Raw genomic sequence first — 23,384 nt, forward strand, 5'->3', positions numbered from 1 at the left:
GCCCCCTAATTCTGGTCCACAAGTGATACGTATTGTTTTCTTTGCCACTTTTGCTCGATTTCAACACCATTTTGTGGATGACGTTTTTTATCTCTCGGGTTTGAAGATGGTAACGGACGATTTCCTTTTTCACGTAATACGCGCAGTTTCACCATTGTTTGTTTATAAGCTGGTGTACACGTATAAATGTCTGTTGCTGTTCCTGTTAAAATATTGATTGCCTCTTCATTTACTGTCGCATGCATCGGCAAATATAACTCATTTCCAGTTACACGATCTGTAACAAGCGCTTGTACTTTAATCTTTCCAAATGGTGATGCTAACTCTACAAGACCACCATCTTTCACATTTCGTTCTTTAGCAAGTTCAGGTGAAATTTCAACAAATACTTCAGACACTTTAGATAAAATTCCAGCCGACTTATTTGTCATATTTCCTTCATGGAAATGCTCTAGCATACGGCCATTATTTAATAGTAAATCATACTCATCTGGTGCTACAACTGGCGGAACCCATTCATCTAGTGATAATCGTGCTAATTTGTCTGGGAAGTTAAATCCATCTACATATAATAACGGTGTATCACTACCATCATGGCTACCCCAACATAAACTATTCCAGCCTTCTAAACGGTCATACGTTGCTTGTGAGTATAACGGGGCAAGCGATGCAATTTCATCCATAATTTCACTTGGACTTCCATAATTCCAGTCTCCGCCCAGTGCACGAGCTACTTTTTGTAAAATCCACCAATCTGGTTTAGAATCACCAAGTGGCTTCAATACTTCATACAATCTTTGAATACGGCGCTCTGTATTTGTAAATGTTCCTTCTTTTTCTAAGCTTGGTGCTGCCGGTAAAATAACATCGGCAAAACGAGCTGTTTTCGATAAGAACATATCTTGAACAACAAGGAAGTCTAAATTCGCTAAAATATGTTGTACATGGTTGGCATTTGAATCTACTAAAGCCATTTCTTCTCCCATAACATACATACCACGCAGTTTTCCTTCTTCGGCCGCAAGTAACATTGCGATATTATTTAATCCCGGTTCTTTCGGAATGGTAGTACCGTATGCTTTTTCAAATTTCGCACGATGCACATCATCTGAAACCGCTTGGTAACCCGGAAGCCAGTTCGGTAATGTCGCCATATCACAAGCACCTTGTACGTTATTATGCCCGCGTAACGGATACGCACCGGCACCAGGACGACGGTAGTTACCTGTAACGAGAAGTAAATTTGAAATTGCTGCCGACGTTGTACTTCCTCCTGTATTTTGAGTTACACCCATTCCCCAAAGTACACAAGTACCATCTGCTTCATATAACATACGAGCCATTTCTTTTAACTGAGCTTTAGAAATCCCTGTAATTCCCTCAGTATAATCAAGCGTATATTTCTCTAGCATTTTGCTATATTCATCAAAATTCTTTACATTTTCAGCTATGAACTTTTTATCGTGCCAATCTTGATCGATAATGTATTTCGTTATCCCAGCAAGCCATACATAATCCGTCCCTTGACTCGGGTGAACAAATATATCAGCACGCTCCGCCATTTCATGTTTACGAAGGTCTGCGACAATTAGTTTTTGTTCATGTAATTTATGAGCACGTTTCACTCTAGTTGCAAGTACAGGATGTCCTTCTGTTGGATTTGCACCAACAATAATAACAAGACCTGCCTCAGCAATATCTTTCACTGTTCCAGCATCTCCGCCCATACCGACAGTTTTAAATAAACCGTCTGTTGCTGGAGATTGGCAATAACGGGAACAGTTATCTATATTATTTGTTCCATATATTTGACGAGCTAGTTTTTGCATAAGATAGTTTTCTTCATTTGTTACTTTCGAAGAAGAAATAAACCCAAACGCATCGCTACCATATTCTGATTTAATATGTTGCATATTAGATGCAACAACTTCAAGAGCCTCTTCCCATGAAGCCTCAACAAACATATCCCCTTGGCGAATTAACGGCTTTGTAATACGCTCTTCACTGTTCACAAAGTCCCATCCAAATTTGCCTTTTACACATGTGGAAATACCATTAACCGGTGCATCTGAAATAGGTTGCACTTTTAAAATTTGACGATCTTTCGTCCATACTTCAAATGAACAACCTACACCACAAAATGTACAAACTGTTTTTGTCTTATTAATTTTCGTCTTACGCATCGCGGACTCTACTTCTGAAACTGCTAAAATACTGCTATATCCAGGCTCTACATCTTTTACAAAATCAATCATTGGATTTAGCACATCTGATTTTAAACCAGTCATAAATCCAGCTTCTCCTAGCATCGTTTTTTCCATTAATGCATTACAAGGACAAACTGTTACACATTGCCCACAGCTAACACAAGACGAGTCATTTATATTCACACCATTGTCCCAAATAACACGCGGGCGGTCTAAACTCCAATCAATCGATAAAGTTTCATTCACTTGTAAATTTTGACATACTTCTACACATTGTCCACAAGCAATACATTGATTCGGATCATAACGATAAAAAGGATGAGACGTATCTACTTCACACGCGCTTACTTTCGGTTCATATGGATATTTCTGTTCCTCAATTTCCATCATATGTACTGTATTATGGACTTTACAGTTACCATTATTGTTATCACATACCGTACAGTACAATAAATGATTCTCTAATATTCGATCCATTGCCTCGGTCTGTGCCTCTTTAGCACGCTGTGATTGTCTTTCAATATGCATGCCCTCTTCTAACTTTGTTGAACAAGCACGCATTAACTTTCCATCTACTTCTACAATACATGTATCACAAGTTTGAATAGGATCTACCTCTGGTACATGACAAATTTGAGGATGTTCTAAATTACTTTCGTTAAATAATTGGAGTATCGTCTTTTCACCTGATGCGAAAAATTCTTTACCATCAACGGTTACACGGACTGTCTGTTCTGTCATAGTTTCCCCTCTCCTTACAACTAACTGTACAACACAATTGTGAATCCGTTTTCAAAACTGCGTTGCTGTACATATTTTGAAGCGCCCTGTTGAAATACTTTCCTTTGGAAGTCGATTCTAGATGTTATAAGGTATAACTACGAAAGCTTGAAAATGTCGCTATTCTACAAATCTATTATATCGTACATATACAATAATAACCAAAATAATCTGCCATCTTCTTGTTAGTAGATGCTTTTGGTTTTGCGATGTTTTATGATAAATATGGAGAGAAATACATATAAAGGGGAATTTAATATGGGGCCTATTCAAGAAACATATACAATTGTACGCTATCAATCTGGTACATTTTCAAAACAAACCGATGAGGTTGTTACGGAATCTCCTATTACAATTAAATTAAATAGCGAAGAATACGTAACAGTTGTATGCACTCCTAATTACATTGAAGATATGGTAATCGGTTTTTTAATTTCTGAAGGAATTATTTCTTCTTATAAAGATATTGAAGAATTATGGATCCAAAAAGAAAACGGAATTGTCCATGTAAAATCATCAAAAATTAATCCGCTCTATCAAACTTTATATAATAAACGGTACGTAACTTCTTGTTGCGGAAAAAGTAGACAAGGTTTTGTTTTCGTCAACGATGCAGCAAAAGCAAAAAAGTTACATGATATACATATAACTATTACTCCGGAAGAATGTTTTCACCTAATGACTTCCTTACAACAATCTTCAACTACATTTCGCCAAACGGGTGGTGTGCATAATACCGCTCTATGTGATCGAAATAACATTCTTTTATCAAGAATGGATATCGGAAGACATAATGCGCTAGATAAAATATACGGTCATTGTTTACGAAACAATATCTCTGTTCAAGGGAAAATCATTGCGTTTAGCGGACGCATCTCATCTGAAATTTTGTTAAAGGTTTCAAAAATAGGTTGCGAAATTGTTCTATCTAAATCTGCTCCAACTAAACTAGCTCTGCAACTCGCCCATGATTTAGGTATTACCGTAGTAGGGTTTATTCGAAATGGATCTTGCAATATTTATACACATCCAGAACGAATCGATGGTTATCAATCGAACAATTAAAAAATAACTCCTCAATTGAGGAGTTATTTTAGTTATAAAAATGTAATATATATATCACTTGAATAGTTAATAAAGTTAATATATAATTTCATTACATAAATAAAATGAAAACATAGTAGCATAATCTTTTCATTCTTTTACAAATTAAGAAAGAATAGTCACAGAATACATTTAACTAAACTTAATCTTACAAAGTTAATGAATTAAATTTGAATCAATCTAGGAGGTTACAACTATGGAAATTCGCTTATTAACAACAGAGGACGCAGAAATTTATTTGAAAGTGTGTATGGAAGGTTTAATGAAAAACCCTGAGGCTTTTAGCTCTTCTTATGAAGATGTTCTTAAACAGGAAAACCCTGTCGCTGCTATGGCAAAGCGATTAAGCAATCCGGATAAGTATACTCTAGGTGTCTTCAAAGATAATGATTTAATCGGTATTGCTACTCTAGAAACAAAGCCATTTATTAAGCAAGAGCATAAGGCAAAAATCGGCTCAGTTTTTGTTTCTCCAAAAGCGCGTGGCCTCGGTGCAGGACGAGCTTTAATTAAAGCGATTATTGAAAATGCCGATAAATTACATGTAGAACAACTTATGCTTGATGTTGTTGCTGATAACACTGCTGCAAAAAAATTATATGAGTCCCTCGGCTTCCAAACTTACGGTGTGCAAGAACGGTCCTTAAAACATAATGGCCAATATTGGGACGAAGAGCATATGGTTTTATTCTTAAATAATTAACATTTTAATATAATTTTTCAAAAGCATCTTCTTATTAATTAAGATGCTTTTTTCATTACAACAATGTAATCTTCATGTCACCTTTATCGATCGTTCCAATCCTTTCCATTCGTTATACTAAAAATATAAAGTGAAACTTTAATCAGTGGGGAGCTCCATCCCCCACCGATTATTAGCCCTCACCAATCGGGCTTTTATGGGCAGTTGATCTAGCTTCTTCGCACCCTCTGATTTTTGAGATGGGAGTCTTACTGCCCGCAAATAGCGGGGTAAAGTGAAACTTTACTCAGCGAGGATGATCCATCTCCCGCTGATTATTTCATGAACGTATAGCATGCAATTGATATGTAGAGGAGAATGTAACATGAAACAAAACAAACAAGCTATCTTTTTAATATTTGCTACAGCAATTGTAACTTCTGGACTGGCAATTCTACCTTGGTTTATTATATAGAACACATTAAAAAAGCGTATTGCTTCTTAAGAAGCAATACGCTTTTTTTCTATTATAAAATCCCGAAAAATTTATTTACACAACTTATCATAATAAGCATAGATACTGCAACACACATTACAATCGCATTACGATCTTGCTTTTCTTTTTGTGAAAATTCTACTTTTTTACTCATGTGTACAATCCCCTTTATATTAAAAAAAGTGTGAGATAGGAAATTTTTCTTATCCGATGCGAGGTGAATACGAAAACCCTCTCTATCTCACATACACAATAGAATGGAATTGTCATTTTATAAATAAAATGACATGACGTTATGTCGCAACATAGGGTATTTGTGTCGCTACGTTTTCTATTATAAAAAATAGTTGTGCAAAACTAGTGCATTTTTTATGTCAATTGCCCTGATTGAAAAAATCAGCCATCCATTCAATCACATAAAAAGAGTTTTTTATTATTTTCATGTAAACTATACAAGTAGAATGAATAGTTTGGGGTGCACAAGATTATGGTGAAAATTTTATTAGTAGACGATGAAGAACGTATGTTACGGTTATTAGATCTGTTCTTAAGCCCTCGTGGCTATTTTTGTATGAAAGCTACTTCTGGCCTTGAAGCGCTAGAAGTAATCGAACAAAAGGACTTCGATATTATTTTATTAGATGTTATGATGCCGAATATGGATGGGTGGGATACTTGCTATCAAATCCGTCAAATTTCCAACGTTCCAATTATTATGCTAACAGCTCGCAACCAAAATTATGATATGGTCAAAGGCCTGACCATGGGAGCAGATGACTATATTACAAAACCATTCGATGAACATGTATTAGTCGCGCGAATCGAAGCTATATTACGTCGTACAAAGAAAGATAGCTTTGTTAGCTTCAATGGTATTGAGTGGGATAAAACGAAACATACTGTTACAGTTTATAATGAAAAAATCTCACTAACTCCTATTGAATTTTCGTTACTCGGACTATTTTTACAAAATACAAACCGTGCCTACAGCCGAGACGATTTAATCGAAAAGATTTGGGGCTATCAAACAGACATCGAATACAGAACTATCGATTCACATATTCGTAATATACGGGATAAGTTACGCAAAAAAGGATTTCCAGTTGAAGACTACTTAGAAACTGTCTATAAAGTCGGATATAAATGGAAAAATGAATAATTACTTCGGTCAGTGGGGATGGATAAAACCCCACTGATTAAAGTTTCACTTTATCCCGCATTAACGGGCAGTAAGACTCCAATCTCAAAATTCAGTGGGTGCGAAGAAGTTAGATGGGAGATCAACTGCCCGTAAACGCCCGATTGGTGAAGGCTAATAATCAGTGGGGGATGGAACTCCCCACTGATTATTAGCCTTCACTTTATATGAAATAAGGTATGGTGAGAAAATGAGCAGACTTTCCCTTAAAGTTGGGACATATTTTTTAATATTAGCTTTATGTATTGAGGCAATCGCTTTCGTATCTTTTTATAAAAGTCTTTCAAAAATGCGTGTTGAAGAGGAAACCGTTGCCCTTTTAGAGAAGGGCAACCGCTATCGTGATACGATTGAACGGCGTGCAAAATGGAGCAAATACGGCAAATACGCTGAGCAAAAAAAACATGCTGAACATCTCAACCGCCCTGCCTCTTCTGGCTTCTCTATTGAAGATGCCGCTGAAGATTTAATGGAAACAGAAGCACTTACTAATTCTGATATAGCCATTGTTATAACTGACAGTAATGGAAAAATCACTTCGACCTCAGAAACAGTAACACAAGATATGCAAAAACAACTTCATTGTAAAATCGCCCCCGTTAAAAGGGGTGGATTAATAGTAGAAAAGAATTGGAAAAAATCAAAATTTATCTCAACAGTAACACCAATTGACACAAAAGACTTTCAAGGAAAGTTACACATGTTCTTAAAAACATCCTTCTTAGAAAATATGCTACTTAGACTCATGGATCAATTCATTATCGTGAGTATTTTAACACTTATTTTAACAACTATTTCTGTCTTTGTTTTTTCTCGAGTTATTACAGATCCTCTTATAAAGATGAAGAGAGCAACAGAAAAAATGTCAAAATTAAACAAACCAATTCAATTAGGGATTAAACGAAATGATGAACTTGGAAGTTTAGCCACAACCATTGAGGAACTGTCTAGCGAACTGACGTATATGAAAAAAGAGCGAAATGAATTTCTTGCCAGTGTAGCGCACGAGTTACTAACGCCACTAACTTATATGAAAGGTTATGCGAAAGTGGCAAAGAGAGATTCTTTAACGAAGGAAGAACGTGAAGAGTATTTACAAATCATCGAGGATGAAACCGATAGTGTAACTGATCTCGTACAAGATTTATTTATGCTCGTACAATTAGAGCAACATCAATTCGTTATTAAAAAACAAAAAATGCTCCTTAGGCCATTTTTAGAACGCATGGTTGAAAAAACAAAAACAACATTAACCAACAAACAAATAGAAATTCATGTGTACTGTAAAAATGATTTAAAAGTTCGTATAGATGAAAGGCGTATGGAACAAGTGATGTTAAATTTATTGCATAATGCTTATCAACATTCGCCAGAAAACACTTCTATAACAATACGTGTACTAACCAATGCGAATACTTTTACAATAAGTATAAAAGATGAAGGTGAAGGTATTCCAAAAGAAGATATCCCACACATTTTCGATCGCTTTTACCGTGTCGATAAATCTAGAACACGAGCTACAGGAGGAAAAGGTATCGGACTAGCTGTTGCAAAGGAAATTGTAGAACTTCATAATGGTTCTATCGAAGTTAAAAGCGAAGTAGAAGTCGGAACAGAATTTATAATTGAATTACCATTTGAATAATATATGCGTGAAATCACCAGTAGTAGTCAACACTACTGGTGCTATTTTATTTATAAAACCAGCTCATATAAGCTAAGGTTTTGAAATTATTCTTATTTCAATATAAAATATAGGTATAACTGTCAAAGATTTGGAGGGTGATACAATTGGATATCCATGTATTAACAAAAGACGAAGCAGAAATTTACTTAGAACTTCGAGTAGAAGGATTAAAACAAAATCCGGAAGCTTTCAGCTCTTCTTATGAAGATATTATTAATAAAGAATGTGCTATTGAATATAAAGCCCAAAAATTAGCACAAGATGAGAACTATACACTAGGTGCATTTAAAGATGGGGAATTAATCGGAGTTGCAACACTGGAAACGAAATCATATGTAAAACAAGAACATAAAGCGAAAATTGGTTCAGTATACGTGTCTCCAAAAGCACGCGGACTTGGAGCGGGAAAAGCACTTATTAAAGAATGTCTTGAGCTTGCTAAATCTTTAGAAGTAGAGCAAGTTATGCTTGATGTTGTTGTCGGAAACGATGGTGCAAAAAAACTTTATGAGTCATTAGGATTTAAAACATTTGGTGTGCAAGAACGCTCATTAAAATATAACGGACAATATTGGGATGAAGAGCATATGGTTCTTTTCCTAGATGAAGGAAAATAATAAAAAAACATCCTCCATTTATGAGGATGTTTTTTACTTTCTTGTAAACCATGCTTTATATAATAATTGAATGGCCTCTTCAATTTCTTCCTCTAATAAAGTCGCAAATCCAAGCAATACTGTACTTTTGAGAGAAGTCCCTTCCCTATAATACATCGAAACAGGATACACTTTAATACTCCGTTCAGCTGCAGCTTCCATTAATTCTTTCTCTTCCATCCCATTATGCACTTTTAATAAAATATGTAAGCCAGAATCTTCCCCTATTACTTCAATGCGATTAGAAAAATATTTTTCTATTACCGCAACAAGACGATCCCTCTTCTTCCGGTACACAACACGCATTTTATGAATATGCTTTTCCCAATGCCCGTCATTTAAAAATTTCCTAATGATCTCTTGATCCATTCTTGAAACGCTTTGTGTGTAAAATAAATATTGCTCTTGATACTGCTTAATAAGGGATTTTGGTAACACCATATAACTCATCCGTAATGATGGCAATAGCGCTTTAGACAGCGTCCCCATATAAATTACTTTCCCATCTCTATCTAACCCTTGCAGCGCTGGAATTGGCTTTCCTGAATAGCGGAATTCACTATCATAATCATCTTCAATAATATATCTTCCTTCTTCTTTTTTCGCCCATTGCAAAAGCTGCATTCTTCTCGTAATTGGCATAATCATCCCGCAAGGAAACTGATGCGAAGGTGTAACAAATACAACATTTGCATGGCTATCAGCTAACTGTGACATACGAATTCCATCTCTATCTAAAGATAACATTTGTACATTTTGTTCCCCTTGCTCAAAAACAACCATTTTCCGATGGTACCCAGGGTTCTCAACCGCATAACGACTTCCCTTTAACAACTGAAATAACATTTTTACTAATATTTGCGTACCCGCTCCTATTACAATTTGACTAGCTACGCATCGTACACCTCTAGATTCATACAAATAGCTCGCGATTGCTTCTCGTAAACTTACCTCCCCTTGCGGATGTCCAATAAGAAGTAAATCTTTATTTTCAAATTGCCATACCTCGTTCGTAATTTTTCGATATACATGAAACGGAAAAGTATTAGTATCCACACCCGTTTGAGTGAAATCAAATTTATACTCCTTATCTTGAAAAGGCGCTTCTCCTATTACCTCTTCGCTGCCTTCCACATGAATCATTTGTTCGATTTCACATACAAAATAACCTTTTCTAGAAATCGACTCAATATATCCTTCGGCAAGAAGTTGCTCATAAGCAGCTTCAACTGTATTTTTACTCACTTGCAAATATGTCGCCAGCTTCCTCTTAGCCGGTAATTTCGTAAAGGCCGGAATCGTTCCATCTTTAATCTCTTTTTTTATATACTCATACAATTGTACATACAATGCTGTCTTACTATTTGTATTCAAATTAGGCGTTAATTCTAACACAACGTCTGACCCCTCCCAAAAACACATAACTGATACTTTTTACAGTACCAAAAGTTCTATATAATTCCTTTTATCATGTAACACATTAATAATCAAATACTAGAGAGGGGATGCATGATAATGAACAATGGTAGACGCATCGGGCTTATGATGATTATTACAGGAGCTACCCTATGGGGATTATCTGGTCCCATGATTCAGTGGCTATTTCAACATACGAACGTATCATCAATTGATTTTTTAACAATTCGCCTGTTACTCGCAGGAATATTCATTTTGGCTTTCTTGCTTATTAAAAAACAAAACATATTTCACATTTGGAAACATCCTAAACACTTTATACAACTTATAATTTTCTCTATTCTTGGCATGCTTGGTGCGCAGTACGCTTTTATCGAAACAGTTCATATTAGTAATGCCGTAACGGCAACACTATTTCAATTTCTAGGTCCTGTTCTTATTACTATTTACGTTGCGTTTGAGCAAAAAAAATTCCCTGCTTCTATGCAAATACTCGCAATTATAACTGCTCTAACAGGGACATACTTTATTATTACAAACGGTTCAATTGAAAATATTGTTTTATCTAAAGCAGCTATTACTTTCGGCCTATTAACAGCGATTGGTTTTGCGTTTTATACCCTTCATCCGGCTTCTCTTATTAAAGAATGCGGAACAACTATAGTAATTGGCTGGGGGATGTTAATTGGAGGGATTGCACTGCTTATTTGTAATCGCTCTTTTGGATGGAATCAGATTTCGCAAACTTTCACACTGCAAACTTTTTCTATGCTTATTCTTATCATTATAAGTGGCACTCTTTCTTTCCTTCTTTATATCGGGAGTCTTAAATATTTAGCAGCAACAGAAACAAGTATTTTATCTAGCATTGAACCACTTGTAGCTGCCATCGTTTCAATCGCTTGGCTTAATGAATCTTTTGGAGCATATCAATTATTAGGCGGAGTATGTATTGTTCTTTCTGTTATTTTCTTAACAATGCCTCAAAAAGAGAGAGAACCAACCTTTTCAACTGAACAAATATAAAGTGAAACTTTAATCAGTGGGGAGGTTCCATCCCCCACTGATTATTAGCCCGCACCAATCGGGATAGAAAATGTCAAAAGAGGTCGTACAAAACTTACGACCTCTTTTTATGATTTAAAGGAATTGTCTCGTCTGCTGGCAAATACAATTACACTAACAATAAAAATTAGGAGTGTGGCACCATGAAAAAAATCGGAACTATGCTACTTTTCTCCTTCCTCATTACTGGCTGCGCACAAGTGCAACCTGATTCAAATGTACCTAAAAAAGAAGTACTAGAAACGTCATCCTCTCAAATTAATGCACCTTCCTTTTTTCATCTTAGTGTCTTAAAAGATGTAAATTGGGAAGAAGCGCCATCATTCGTAGAAGGAAAAATACCGTTAAAAGGCATTGAAGGGAAAATCGCAATGGCTGATAGCTCTATTATCGCCAATGAGCAAAATGAAATAATGTGGTTCTTCCTAGATCCTGAAATGCCAACTGGAAAACTATCTATTATTGCACTAAAACAAGGATCAGTAACCCCAACACCCGTACTCTTTCAACAAGATACTTCTAAACCAACTTGGACTACTTCAAATACAATTGATTCTACTACAACCGAACTCCCACTCACTATGTCACTACCTTCATCTGGATTATGGATATTAAATATATATGTGAATGAAAAATATTATGAGCAATTTGTAATCAATGCTGAGTAAGGTGACAAAACTAGAACACTTCTTCGTTATTTTGATTTCTTATCTCAAAAAAGCAGCGCCTTAAAGGCACTGCTTTTGACTATTTATAACTTGGCATTTTCGTAATTTGTGCCACCCCTGAATCAATGGCTGCTTTTGCTACTGCTTCTGCAACACTTGGAACAACTCTTTTATCTAATGGATTTGGAATTACATAATTCGCATTACGCTCTTCGTCCGTAATTATGTTAGCGATTCCATATGCTGCCGCTAATTTCATCTCTTCTGTAATATCAGTCGCGCGCACATCTAACGCACCGCGGAATATTCCAGGGAACGCCAATACATTATTTACTTGATTCGAATAATCAGAACGCCCAGTTCCTACTACAGCTGCACCAGCTTCTAATGCATCTTCTGGGAATATTTCTGGAATTGGATTCGCCATTGCAAATACAATTGCTTTCTCATTCATCATCTGTACAAGTTCTTTCGTTAATACGTTAGGCGCCGATACACCAATGAAAATATCAGCCTGATGAATTGCTTCCTTTAATGTTCCACGTACATAGTCTCGATTTGTCTTTTTTGAAACTTCGATTTGCGCTTCGTTCATCCATGTTTCACCTTCACAAACAATACCTTCTAAACTAACTAACGTAATGTGTTTTGTGCCAGCTTTTAATAATAATTTCCCAATTGCAATTCCTGCCGAACCCGCACCATTAATAACAATTTTCACATCATCCATTTGTTTACTTACAACTTTTAATGCATTAATAACAGCTGCTAAAACGACAATAGCCGTCCCATGCTGATCATCATGAAATACAGGAATATTCATTTCTTCTTTTAATCGTTTTTCAATTTCAAAACAGCGTGGTGCTGCAATATCCTCTAAATTAATACCTGCAAATGTAGGCTCTAAATTTTTCACAAGGGTAACGATTTCATCCACATCAGTCGTACCTAAACATAACGGGAAAGCATCTACATTCGCAAACTTCTTAAATAAAATACTTTTCCCTTCCATAACAGGCATAGCCGCTTTCGGTCCAATATTCCCTAAACCAAGTACTGCTGTTCCATCTGAAACAACTGCAACCATATTCCCTCTTGCTGTATAGTCATACGCTGTTTCTTCATCTGCTGCAATTGCTTTGCAAGACTCCGCTACACCTGGTGTATAAGTCAGGCTTAAATCATCCGCTGTATTTACTTCTACCTTACTTGTAATCTCAATTTTCCCTACTAACTCTTTATGCAATAACAATGATCTTTCATTAATTTGATTTTCTAACATACTTATAATCTCCCCTTAATTTGACAAGCTAGCTATATGAATATAGCTAGCTTGTTTGATCATGAAAACATTGTTAATAAGATTGTCGCTGTTACAACCATTGCTGCCCCGCCTAAACGCGTCGAAATTTGCGCGAACGGCATTAATTCCATACGATTTGAAGCTGATAAAATAGCAACATCTCCAGTTCCACCTAAACCACTATGACATCCAGTTACAATCGCTGATTCAACTGGATACATTTTCATCACTTTCCCTACAAGAAAACCTGACGCTACCATTGTAAGAACAACCGATGCGCACACAACAACATATCCTACCGAAAGAACTGCTGCTACGTCTTTTAACGGAATATATAGCAATCCTAAACCGACCATTAACGGCCAAGTTAAATTCTTTGAAATAAATTTATATAAATGGAATGCTCCTTGCTCCATTTTTGCTGGCATTAATTTAAAGTATTTCACAAGTGCTGCTGAGAAAATCATAATGATTGCCCCAGGAATACCGATGAACTTAGAAGCAAATCCTCCGAAGATGAAGAACGTACATGCAATTAATAAACCTGCTCCCATTAATGAGAAGTCAATTGGCTTCTCTGTATTTTGTTCTTTTAATAAATCTGCTTGATTGTCTGTTTTCACTAATACACCGTTACCACTAAGCTCCGGTTTCTTCTCACCTAAACGCTTCATATACCCTGCACTCACGATTGCAAACATATTCCCAATAATAGCTGCCGGAATAAGCTGTGATACAAATGTTGCTGATGATTCATTTAAAATATCACTGTAAGCTAGCGACAATGGTAAAATCCCTTCCCCGATACCACCACTCACAATTGGTACGATGATAAAGAAGAATGTCTGCTTCATTTCAAATCCAAATAGTGAACCGACTAATAGGCCTACTGCTATAGAAGCTAACGTCCCTACTACTAAAGGAATAAACATACGAACGAAACCTTGTACTAATACTTTACGGTTCATTCCTAAAATACTTCCAACTACTAAACAAGAAATATATAAATACAAAAAGTTCGATTTTTTCATTAACATAGTCGCAGCTTCCATTGAAGCTGGATTCATCCAGTTAAAAAATACAAGTAACGATGGAATAAATAATGAGAGAATTGCTGGACCACCGATATTTTTTAAAATTGGAATTCTCATCCCAATGTCACCTAAGAAAATACCCATAATCATAATAACTGCAAATCCACCAATCATATCTGCTGGCAACTTATTATATACAGATGCCCCATAAATAATGGCAGCCAATACTACATATAACGGTAAAGGTATTACACCGATTTTTACATTCATAATTTTAGAAACGAACGATTCTCTTTGTACCTCATTCCCCTCAGAAAATGATACCGCTTCCACATTCTTTTGAATTCCCATATGGCACCCCCTTGTTTTCTTAATAACAATATTAAAACGCTTTCAATAGTAAAAATAGTTTTTGTAAGTTTTGTAACTACTTTTGTAATTAAAAAAAGTATAAGCGACCTATAATAAGTCGCTTATACGTAAAAGTCTATTTTGTTTTGATCAATGCACCTTAATTTACTTACCGGCCTTCCCACATGTTGATATACCATTTCATTCTCTAAAACTCCAATTTCAGTCAAAAACATTACATACTTTCGAATAGAAACTCTTGAAACCCCTACTAATTTCGCCATTTCATCTGTTGTAAATGCTTGTCCGTGAAGCGATTTGATTTGCTGCCAAATTAGTTGCAATGTTTGCTTTGTTAATCCTTTCGGAAGCTCTTTATAGTCAAAGGACTCTCTTTTTTCTTTTTGTAAAATTAGCGAATCTAATTCCGATTGACTAATTTTTTGTTGTTCTTTCATGAAAGTAAATTTTTCTCGATACACAGTTAATGCTTCCTTAAAGCGTTCAAATGTAAATGGTTTAATTAGATAGTCTACAACCCCGTATTGTAATGCTTTTTTGATACTTCCCATATCATGCACAGCTGAAATCATCATAATATCAATTTCTTTTTCTTGATTTCGAATATACATTAACAGCTCAAATCCAGTCTCCTCAGGCATAAAAATATCAAGTAATATGAAGTCTACTCGTGACTTCTCTAATACTTCTATCGCTTCTTTAACTGAGTTGACTGCATGGACAAGTTCAAACCCTCCCACTTGCTCTAAATAATGCGTATTTAACATCGCAACCATCGGATCATCTTCTACAATCAAAACTTTGATCATCTTATCTCTCATCCCTACTTTTAGGTATTTCAATCGTTATTGTCGTTCCCGTTCCTAACAATGAATGAACATGAATTTCCCCATTTATTCGCTGTATGCTTTCCTTTACAAGATGCAAACCATACCCCCGATTATCACCCTTTGTGGAATAACCTTTTATAAATAATGCATCAATTTCATCTTCTTTTATGCCTTTCCCTGTATCTTGTACTGTAATAATTAATGTATCCCCATATTGTATTCCAACTTCAACCTGTTTCTTCTCACAGTTCGTCACTGCGTCTAATGCATTATTAATTAAATTTCCGACAATGGTTATCAGTTCATGAATGATACGCTCATCATATATTTCTGGTAAATAAGAATCTTTTTTTATAATTAACTTTATATTTTTCTCTCTAGCATAGCTAAGTTTACCTAATAAAAAACCAGCAAATACTGGGCTTTGAATTTTTTTCATAATCCCCCCAATTTCATATTGATGCTCTGATACCATACTACTTACATATTTCTGCAATTCTTCATACTGTTTCATATGTGTTAGCCCTAATACGACATGCATTTTATTCATAAATTCATGAGATTGAGCCCGTAATGCTTCCGCATATAGCCTAATACCAGTTAATTCTTCTGCCAATTTTCTGATTTCTGTTTTATCACGAAATGTTGCAATCGCACCAACTATTTCTCCTTTTACATATAAAGGAACACGATTCGTAACAATCGTAATTCCATAAATATTTTGTTCTTCGTTTAATTGTACCTCTCCTGTTTGCAACACTTCTTTTATACGTGAATTCGGCATATACAATTCAACAGATTTACCAATAAAATCCTCTTTAAGTCCGCTTTTCTTAAATATCCGTTTTGCTTCATTATTAATTAACGTTACCTTTGCCTCTTTATCTACGGCAATAATACCTTCTTTTACTGATTGTAACATCGTATTTCTTTCTTCAAGAATTTTCGCTATCCTGTGCGGTTCCAGACCAAACAGACTCTTCTTTATATGTCTAGCTAGCAATATCGCTCCTATAATGCCAATTAACAATCCAACTCCGACACCAATATAAATAATATGTCTACTTTCCTTAACTCTCTCTTTTACATTATCTGCTGAAATACCAACAGCAACCGCACCAAGCTGTTCACCTGTGTCAGCAAAAACAGGAACGAATACTCGCATTGAAATCCCTAAAGTTCCTTCTGCTAAAGATACGTGTTCCTTTCCCTTCAATACCGTTCCTTCATCCCCTCCAACGAAATGATGACCTATTTTTTGGGGATTTGGATGAGATTTTCTTATCCCATCCATGTCCATAACGACAATAAATTGAACACCTGTATTTTTTAATATCCTATTTGTATACGTTTGGATGGCGGACGTATCTGCTTTCCCAATTAAACCATCGATTACCACCGAATCATTCGCTACAATATGTGCAATCGTTTTTGCCTTCTCTGCTTGGCTTTCTTCTGTCGTTCGTTCAACATTATGGCTGATTAAAATATCTGTCACAAGTAAAGAAAAAATGACAACGGTACACACTAATAATGTAATCGTTTTCCATAAATTCCATAGTCTTTTTCTTTTTTTCATCCCGTTAATGACTCCCCTAATTGCTGAATAGAAAAATAAGTAAGGTGATATCATTTTCACCTTACTTATTTGCTGTTATTATACTTTAAATTTACTAGTCATTGCTTGTAGTTCTTCTGCCATCTCAGCTAAGTTTTGCGAAGCCGAACTAATTTCTTCCATCGAATTCACTTGTTCTTCTGTTGAAGCTGCAACACTTTGCATACTGGCTGTATTTTCTTCTGCCGCCGCTGCAATTTCATCAATAGCATTTGTTACTTCGTTTGCATCTCCAGCTATACTCTTCGTTGTTTCTACCATTTGATTAACTTGAGAAACAATTTGAGTAGTAGAATTTAAAATTTCTGCAAAACTTACTTTCGTTTTCGTTACAACCTCTAAACCATATTGGACTTCTTCACTAACATCATCCATCGCCTTAACAGTATGTTCAATATCAGCCTTAATTTCTGTAATTAAATTTGCAATCTCTCCAGATGATTCTCCTGATTGCTCTGCTAATTTTCTAACCTCATCTGCTACAATAGCAAATCCTCGTCCCTGTTCACCAGCTCTTGCTGCTTCAATAGCCGCATTTAAAGCTAATAAGTTCGTTTGAGTAGCGATGGTTTGAATTGCTTCAGAAATAGCCCCTACCTGCTTTGATTTCTCATCAAGAAGTTTAATAATAGCATCTGACTGGGATACCGACCTAGAAATAGACTGCATTTGTTTTGCGGTTTGTTCAACCAATTCTTCTCCCTCTTCAGCTCTTTCTCTCGCATGTAATGAGGAGATGGAAATTGACTCCGCGCTTCCAGTTACATCTTGAATTGCTATATTTACTTGTTGTAATGTAGCCGCACCTTCTTCAACACCTTGGCTTTGTGATTCAGCCCCACCTGATACTTGTTCCATTGCAATTGTAATTTGATCTGTCGCATCATTCGCTTGCTGTACGCTCGCTGTTAACTCTTCTGCCGATGCTGCAACATGTTCTGCTGAAAAGCTAATTTGGGTAATCACATCTTGTAAAGAGGTAGACATTTCATTAAATGAATCCCCTAATTTTCCTATATCATCCTTGGAGTAAATAGTAATTTTTTCTGTCAAATTCCCCTTACTAATCTTATGTGCCGAATCAGCTATTTTTCGTAATGGCCTTGTAATAGAATTTGTAATGAAATAAATTAATACACTACCAAATGCAATAGCGATGGTAATGACAATCAAAGTTTTATAAAACACTGGATTCGCAGCTTGGGTAATTTCTTCGTCAAACATAACTCCAACTATCTTCCATCCTGTTTTCTCATTTGTTGCAAAGATTAAATTCTTTTTATCAGCTTGTTCTGTATAAGATACATTTCCTTGTTTGTCTTCATAAATTGGTTTAATCCAAGGCTCAGTAACCTTTGAACCCGGTTTTCTAGACGGATGACTAACAATTTGCTTATTTTGATCTAAAATAACTGCATAGCCTTTTTCACCAATGTTAATCATTTTTGAAACCTTTAGGATGTTATCCAAATTCAAGTTAATCCCTATAACACCTTTACCATCTTTTACTTCCTTAGCAATTGTCACTACCATATTTTTTGTAGATGCTGATTGATACGGTGCGGTAACAATTACCTTTCCTTTATTTTCATGCGCTTCTTTATACCACGATCTATCTGTTGGATTATAGCCATCAGACATTTGAATAAATGGTTCTCTTATAAACTTTCCCGTCTGCGTTCCAATATAAATACCTTCTACTTCTGGATGAAGCTTTATATATTGTGCTAACTTCGTTCTTACTATTTCTTCTTGTCCATTTGGATATGTATCCTCTGTTAAGATGTCTGCAAAGTACGACGCATCAACAAATTTCTCTTCTATATTTTGAGAAATAACAGTATTTAAAACTGAAATATTCTCCTTTGCTTTATCTGTCATTTGATGTTCAAAATTTGTTTTGGCAGTTTGATATGAAACACCACCGATAATAAGTCCTGGTATAGTTAAAATAATAAAAAATGAAATGATTAATTTTTTATTGATACTCATACTTTTAACCCAATTGAATATATTTTGCATAATAAACCTCCTTTATGTAATGTAGAACACTTGTGTAATTTTATACAATCAACATATATAAAACAACATATAATGATAATGTGTAATTTTTTTCGTCAATTATGCATTTTACATATTCACTTCCCCTAAACATTTTAATCATAAAAAACAAGAGAACTTTAGCATATATAATAAGCTAAAGTTCTCTTATTTCTTAACAGCTTCTCTTCAAAAAAAATCTGCAAAACTTCTCTTACAATTCCTTAAATCTTTATCCTTCACCTTATAGTTATATAGTTCATGCTCTTCTTCCTAATTTATTTGGAGTTATTTACATAGCTAATTGCCTGACTCCCCATCTGCACCCATGCCTGTTCAAAGTTTCCTCTTGGCACTTTTACATCTAAGCTATCATCGAGGGGATCTCGAATATATACAGATTCCTTATCGTACCCAACAAGTACAACACAATGTTCATTATACGTAATAGAAACATCCCCACTATTTGTTTCCCATGTAGTAAATTCATCTTCATCTAAAGGAGCATATGTTGCATTCGTAATCATGACTACCGGTTGCCCTGCTTTTACACTCTTATAAATTTCTTCTATACTCTTCCCTGTTAAGTCCACAGCTTCATTAGGTAAATATTTTTTCGCTAACTGAAAAAGCGGTCCATGATATACACCGTATCCAGATTCAGAAAAAGTATAAATATTCCCTACAAACCCTTCATTCGGATTCCCACGTACACCATCTTCCATAAAATTAACTTTTTTTATTTCATTTGCTAATTGCATCTTATCTACAGAAACACCCGCATATTGTAACATCATCGCTAAGCTTGTCACTTCGCAGCCTCTCTCTAACTCTGGTAATTGCTGAATTAAAGGCACATTTGACAAGATGACCTTTTCATCGTTATTACTAAACTCCGTTCGTTTTCCGCTTTGTATATTGAAGAATGTTAACTTCTCTACATACTTTGTAATTCCATTTGTATATACACCCCAAATTACTATACATAGTACAGCCATACATATATACCACTTCCATTTTCGTATCACTTTCACGCCCTTTTTAATTCGTTAAATACAAATAAAACGCATCAGCATCTGTTTGAATCATCGGTACAAATTTTAGTTCGTTTCCTTTTTCAGGTTGTTCTCGTTTTATTTTTTCCGCTAGCTCTTGAATGCCTATATTCGTTCTATCCATATTAAGCTCATCTGCCATTTCTACTACTTTTTGTTCATTAATTTCTCTTAATACTTGATATATATCTTTGCCGTATAAATCAATATGATATTTTTTTGCTTCTCCCTGCACTTTTTGTTCGTACACTTCTTGTGCTAAATCTTCCATCTCTTTTCCTTTTTGAGAAATACCTAACTTTCCTGCTTCTTCTCTTACTTTCGTTCCATAGATTTCTTCCGCAATGTCTTCTATTTCTTTTCCATTTGTCGAAATACCTAATTTATCCGCTTCATCATTAATTTTAATCGTATTAATTTGAGTAATCAAATTCACAATCGATGTATTATCTATAGATATGCCTAATTTTGACGCTTCTTGCTTCACTTTTGTTTCATAGATTTCTTCTGAAAGAGTTCCGACATCTTTTCCTTCCGTCGAAATACCTAATTGTTCTGCTTCTCTTCCTACCTCAGTCTCATGAATTTCTTTTTCTAACGTAATTTGTTCTTTCCCATCCGTTTCAATGCCTAGCTTTTCTGCCTTTTCTTCTGTATGCATTGCATGTATTTTCCCATCATTTAATTGTTCTTTACTACGCTGCGTGTAATCTGTCTTTCCTTTTTTCATTCCAGAAGGAGAGGAACCCCCTAATATACTTAAACTCATTACTCCAATAGTGAATACCGTCATCATTTTCTTTTTCAAGACTTCTTCCTCCCTCTCACGCTTTCTTTTCCCAGCTTTCCCATAATTTTTTTTATACTATACATAAACTTCATCTCTGTTAGAAATAACCTTATGATTTATCCAGTTCATTCAAAAAAACTTACAGCTTTTCTTTCCATCATAAGTTTCCATTATGTAATACATGATACAAGTTGTTCCTTAACTTTCCCTTAAAAAAAGACGACCTTGTAAAAAACAAGGTCGCCTTCTCACTTATAATCTTTGGTTTTTAGGAAAAATCACTTCAAAACAAGTGCCCTCTCCCCATTTGCTCCCTACCGATATTTTCCCATAATGCTTTTCTACAATCCAATTAGCGATTGAAAGACCTAACCCCGCTCCTTCTGATGGACTTCTCGCTTTATCTCCTTGATAAAAACGATCAAATAACTTTGGAATATCCCCTTCTTTAACTCCTATCCCGTCATCTTTCACCTGTATGCAAATTGAACTACTCGTTTGCGTGCAAGCAATTTGAATATGCCCGCCTTCATTCGTATACTTCATCGCATTATCTAACAATATGACCATCAATTGATGGATTCTCTCTCTATCGCCAATAAATGATACGTCACGTTCTACTTTTAATATCATCTCTTTTTTTTGATAAGAAGCAATCTCCTTATATGGATCTACTATTTCTTCTAACAATTTACCCATTTCAAATGTTTTCTTATCCACCTCGATTTGATTAGAATCCGAACGTGCTAACAATAATAAATTAGCTACGAGCTTCGATAACCGTCTACACTCCTTTGAAATCGTAGAAATATCCAGCGCTTTTTCTTCTATCGTCGCAGATGGTGATTGAAATAATATATCTGTTTTTGATTGAATAACCGCAAGTGGTGTTCTTAATTCATGTGATGCATCAGAAACGAACTGCTGCTGTTTCTCCCATGAATTTTGAATGGGTACGAGTGCCCTCCCAGCTAAGAAAAAGCCGATTCCTATTGCACATACACTTCCTACGCTACAACCTATAACAAGAATTAAAAATAAAGTATTTAACATTTCTTCTTCAGCTGTTATATCGCGTACGATTTGAACTATTTTCCCATCTTTTTGAAACGCGAACGTTCTAAAATATAGCCCTTGCACTTCAATATCTTGCAAAGATCCTAATTTTTTTGGAGAAAACTTTTCCAAATTGTCTTCAAAGATAAAACGGCGTTTGCCGTTTTCGCCACCTATCTCCACTCTGTTTCCACTCCAAGTTAACTCTATTATCCTTGGATCCCCAATTGGGAGATATCCCCTAATTTTTTTAGGTAGTTTTTTATCATCTGAAATCTCTCTATGCTGAACCATTTTTTCTATGGATGTATCTACTTCATTATAAATGCGCTTATATGTGTATGAATAAATAATACTCCCTAATACTCCTATTAATAGGATAAATACTAATGAGTTTACTATAGTCAGACGAATACGTGTTTTTTGAAACATACTTCCCTTTTTCATTGGTCTTTTAATATATATCCAATACCACGAACAGTTTGAATATCTTTCTGATAACCGAATGGCTCTAATTTTTTACGTAAGTGATGAACATACACTTCTACGATAGCTACTGTTGTATCTGAATCAAATCCCCAAACACGATCAAAAATTTGTTCACGCATTAAAATTTTACCGCTATTTTGAACGAGGTACTCTAGAAGTTCATACTGCTTTAAGGTCAACTTAATTCCTTGTCCATCAACTTGTGCGTCTTTGTCTTTTCCAAACAATTCGATTCCTTTATAACAAATTGTCTGCTTTGTTGTTAAACTACCACTTCGTCTTAATAGAGCACGAATTCTCGCTTTTAGTTCCGGTGCTTGAAACGGCTTAACGAGATAATCATCCCCGCCAAAATCTAAGCCTTTAACTCGATCCTCCAAAGAATCTTTCGCTGTTAAAAATAAAACTGGCGTTTCAATCTTTTCATCTCGTATTTTTTGGATAACTTCAAATCCATCCATTTCTGGCATCATGACATCAAGTAATATTGCATCATATATATTTTGTAATGCTAAAAATAAACCGTCTTCCCCATTCATTGCCGTGTCCACTTCAAATTCATCACGTAAAATTTGTACTATAGACTCCAATAAAGAAGCATTATCTTCTACTACAAGTAAGCGCATATTCTCACCTTCCACAATATAGTTCAATTCTATTTATTATTACATTTCTTCTCTTCCTAACGAAAGAATGTAATCATATCATGTAATTCCATTCCCACATATCCCCTGCTGAATTTTTGCTCGATAGAGAATTTTAAACCTTTATTATAAAAGCTCTTTCTTAAATTTCGCTTAATAAAAAATTGAAAGAAATAAGATTGCCCTTATCTCTT

The 23,384-nt window shown here is 35.2% G+C and carries 19 protein-coding genes; 7 read left to right on the top strand and 12 right to left on the bottom strand.

The window, feature by feature from the left end:
- Positions 1–5: 5 nt before the first annotated feature.
- Positions 6–2,948, bottom strand: coding sequence for a formate dehydrogenase subunit alpha (fdhF, locus tag ACE38F_RS24945; protein ID WP_375370771.1), 2,943 nt, complete (start codon positions 2,946–2,948; stop codon positions 6–8).
- A 297-nt stretch (positions 2,949–3,245) separates the two neighbouring features.
- Here fdhF and fdhD point away from each other — a divergent pair, with 297 nt between their 5' ends.
- Both fdhD and ACE38F_RS24955 read left to right on the top strand, forming a co-directional pair.
- A complete protein-coding gene (gene fdhD / locus ACE38F_RS24950; RefSeq protein WP_375370770.1) occupies positions 3,246–4,052 on the top strand; it encodes a formate dehydrogenase accessory sulfurtransferase FdhD in 807 nt (268 codons plus the stop codon).
- A gap of 235 nt (positions 4,053–4,287) precedes the next feature.
- Entirely contained in the window at positions 4,288–4,794 is a 507-nt protein-coding gene (locus ACE38F_RS24955; protein WP_002010444.1) for a GNAT family N-acetyltransferase, read from the top strand.
- 506 nt (positions 4,795–5,300) lie between these two features.
- Here the strand turns inward: ACE38F_RS24955 and ACE38F_RS24960 are convergent.
- Positions 5,301–5,423, bottom strand: coding sequence for a hypothetical protein (locus tag ACE38F_RS24960; RefSeq protein WP_286675783.1), 123 nt, complete (start codon positions 5,421–5,423; stop codon positions 5,301–5,303).
- Between the two features lie 333 nt (positions 5,424–5,756).
- Here ACE38F_RS24960 and ACE38F_RS24965 point away from each other — a divergent pair, with 333 nt between their 5' ends.
- From ACE38F_RS24965 to ACE38F_RS24975, 3 genes are all read left to right on the top strand, one after another.
- Complete coding sequence (locus tag ACE38F_RS24965) at positions 5,757–6,428, top strand: response regulator transcription factor (RefSeq protein WP_375370769.1); 672 nt, start codon at positions 5,757–5,759, stop codon at positions 6,426–6,428.
- A 229-nt stretch (positions 6,429–6,657) separates the two neighbouring features.
- Entirely contained in the window at positions 6,658–8,112 is a 1,455-nt protein-coding gene (locus ACE38F_RS24970) for a sensor histidine kinase (protein ID WP_215555188.1), read from the top strand.
- Positions 8,113–8,258: 146 nt separating this feature from the next.
- The gene (locus tag ACE38F_RS24975) at positions 8,259–8,771 is read left to right on the top strand and encodes a GNAT family N-acetyltransferase (RefSeq protein ID WP_375370768.1); all 513 of its coding nucleotides are present in this window, start codon (positions 8,259–8,261) and stop codon (positions 8,769–8,771) included.
- Positions 8,772–8,804: 33 nt separating this feature from the next.
- Here ACE38F_RS24975 and pdxR read toward each other — a convergent pair whose 3' ends face one another.
- Entirely contained in the window at positions 8,805–10,205 is a 1,401-nt protein-coding gene (pdxR, locus tag ACE38F_RS24980; protein ID WP_375370767.1) for a MocR-like pyridoxine biosynthesis transcription factor PdxR, read from the bottom strand.
- A 120-nt stretch (positions 10,206–10,325) separates the two neighbouring features.
- Between pdxR and ACE38F_RS24985 the strand changes: the two genes are divergently transcribed.
- Together ACE38F_RS24985 and ACE38F_RS24990 are read left to right on the top strand one after the other, a co-directional pair.
- Entirely contained in the window at positions 10,326–11,252 is a 927-nt protein-coding gene (locus tag ACE38F_RS24985; protein ID WP_215555185.1) for a DMT family transporter, read from the top strand.
- 182 nt (positions 11,253–11,434) lie between these two features.
- Positions 11,435–11,959 carry a DUF4871 domain-containing protein gene (locus tag ACE38F_RS24990; protein WP_375370766.1) on the top strand — a complete coding sequence of 175 codons (525 nt, stop codon included), beginning with the start codon at positions 11,435–11,437 and terminating at the stop codon, positions 11,957–11,959.
- 79 nt (positions 11,960–12,038) lie between these two features.
- On the opposite strand, the gene ACE38F_RS24995 is transcribed toward ACE38F_RS24990, so the two are convergent.
- The 9 genes from ACE38F_RS24995 to ACE38F_RS25035 all read right to left on the bottom strand — a co-directional run bounded on the left by ACE38F_RS24995 (position 12,039) and on the right by ACE38F_RS25035 (position 23,172).
- Entirely contained in the window at positions 12,039–13,241 is a 1,203-nt protein-coding gene (locus ACE38F_RS24995) for an NAD(P)-dependent malic enzyme (RefSeq protein WP_375370765.1), read from the bottom strand.
- Positions 13,242–13,300: 59 nt separating this feature from the next.
- Positions 13,301–14,647: a 2-hydroxycarboxylate transporter family protein gene (locus ACE38F_RS25000; RefSeq protein WP_375370764.1), complete on the bottom strand. Its 1,347-nt coding sequence runs from the start codon at positions 14,645–14,647 to the stop codon at positions 13,301–13,303.
- 122 nt (positions 14,648–14,769) lie between these two features.
- Positions 14,770–15,477: a response regulator gene (locus ACE38F_RS25005; protein ID WP_078180324.1), complete on the bottom strand. Its 708-nt coding sequence runs from the start codon at positions 15,475–15,477 to the stop codon at positions 14,770–14,772.
- Position 15,478: 1 nt separating this feature from the next.
- Positions 15,479–17,077, bottom strand: a complete 1,599-nt coding sequence (locus ACE38F_RS25010; protein ID WP_341307733.1) for a sensor histidine kinase — start codon at positions 17,075–17,077, stop codon at positions 15,479–15,481.
- Positions 17,078–17,155: 78 nt separating this feature from the next.
- Positions 17,156–19,138: a methyl-accepting chemotaxis protein gene (locus ACE38F_RS25015; protein ID WP_462782392.1), complete on the bottom strand. Its 1,983-nt coding sequence runs from the start codon at positions 19,136–19,138 to the stop codon at positions 17,156–17,158.
- Between the two features lie 296 nt (positions 19,139–19,434).
- On the bottom strand, positions 19,435–20,154 hold the full coding sequence (locus tag ACE38F_RS25020) for a C39 family peptidase (RefSeq protein ID WP_375370763.1): 720 nt from the start codon (positions 20,152–20,154) through the stop codon (positions 19,435–19,437).
- 43 nt (positions 20,155–20,197) lie between these two features.
- Positions 20,198–21,019, bottom strand: coding sequence for a transporter (locus ACE38F_RS25025; RefSeq protein WP_375370762.1), 822 nt, complete (start codon positions 21,017–21,019; stop codon positions 20,198–20,200).
- A gap of 234 nt (positions 21,020–21,253) precedes the next feature.
- Positions 21,254–22,489 (bottom strand): sensor histidine kinase, encoded by a 1,236-nt coding sequence (locus ACE38F_RS25030; protein ID WP_215555176.1) that lies wholly within the window; start codon positions 22,487–22,489, stop codon positions 21,254–21,256.
- 11 nt (positions 22,490–22,500) lie between these two features.
- Positions 22,501–23,172, bottom strand: a complete 672-nt coding sequence (locus ACE38F_RS25035) for a response regulator transcription factor (protein WP_215555175.1) — start codon at positions 23,170–23,172, stop codon at positions 22,501–22,503.
- Between the last annotated feature and the right edge of the window lie 212 nt (positions 23,173–23,384).

Origin of the sequence: Bacillus altaicus (assembly GCF_042136375.2) — a bacterium.
Lineage (GTDB): Bacteria > Bacillota > Bacilli > Bacillales > Bacillaceae_G > Bacillus_A > Bacillus_A cereus_U.

Coding starts and splice junctions, on each gene's coding strand:
- fdhF (WP_375370771.1), bottom strand. CDS start 2,948: ATGACAGAACAGACAGTCCGTGTAACCGTTGATGGTAAAGAATTTTTC.
- fdhD (WP_375370770.1), top strand. CDS start 3,246: ATGGGGCCTATTCAAGAAACATATACAATTGTACGCTATCAATCTGGT.
- ACE38F_RS24955 (WP_002010444.1), top strand. CDS start 4,288: ATGGAAATTCGCTTATTAACAACAGAGGACGCAGAAATTTATTTGAAA.
- ACE38F_RS24960 (WP_286675783.1), bottom strand. CDS start 5,423: ATGAGTAAAAAAGTAGAATTTTCACAAAAAGAAAAGCAAGATCGTAAT.
- ACE38F_RS24965 (WP_375370769.1), top strand. CDS start 5,757: ATGGTGAAAATTTTATTAGTAGACGATGAAGAACGTATGTTACGGTTA.
- ACE38F_RS24970 (WP_215555188.1), top strand. CDS start 6,658: ATGAGCAGACTTTCCCTTAAAGTTGGGACATATTTTTTAATATTAGCT.
- ACE38F_RS24985 (WP_215555185.1), top strand. CDS start 10,326: ATGAACAATGGTAGACGCATCGGGCTTATGATGATTATTACAGGAGCT.
- ACE38F_RS24990 (WP_375370766.1), top strand. CDS start 11,435: ATGAAAAAAATCGGAACTATGCTACTTTTCTCCTTCCTCATTACTGGC.
- ACE38F_RS24995 (WP_375370765.1), bottom strand. CDS start 13,241: ATGTTAGAAAATCAAATTAATGAAAGATCATTGTTATTGCATAAAGAG.
- ACE38F_RS25000 (WP_375370764.1), bottom strand. CDS start 14,647: ATGGGAATTCAAAAGAATGTGGAAGCGGTATCATTTTCTGAGGGGAAT.
- ACE38F_RS25005 (WP_078180324.1), bottom strand. CDS start 15,477: ATGATCAAAGTTTTGATTGTAGAAGATGATCCGATGGTTGCGATGTTA.
- ACE38F_RS25010 (WP_341307733.1), bottom strand. CDS start 17,077: ATGAAAAAAAGAAAAAGACTATGGAATTTATGGAAAACGATTACATTA.
- ACE38F_RS25015 (WP_462782392.1), bottom strand. CDS start 19,138: ATGCAAAATATATTCAATTGGGTTAAAAGTATGAGTATCAATAAAAAA.
- ACE38F_RS25020 (WP_375370763.1), bottom strand. CDS start 20,154: ATGGCTGTACTATGTATAGTAATTTGGGGTGTATATACAAATGGAATT.
- ACE38F_RS25030 (WP_215555176.1), bottom strand. CDS start 22,489: ATGTTTCAAAAAACACGTATTCGTCTGACTATAGTAAACTCATTAGTA.
- ACE38F_RS25035 (WP_215555175.1), bottom strand. CDS start 23,172: ATGCGCTTACTTGTAGTAGAAGATAATGCTTCTTTATTGGAGTCTATA.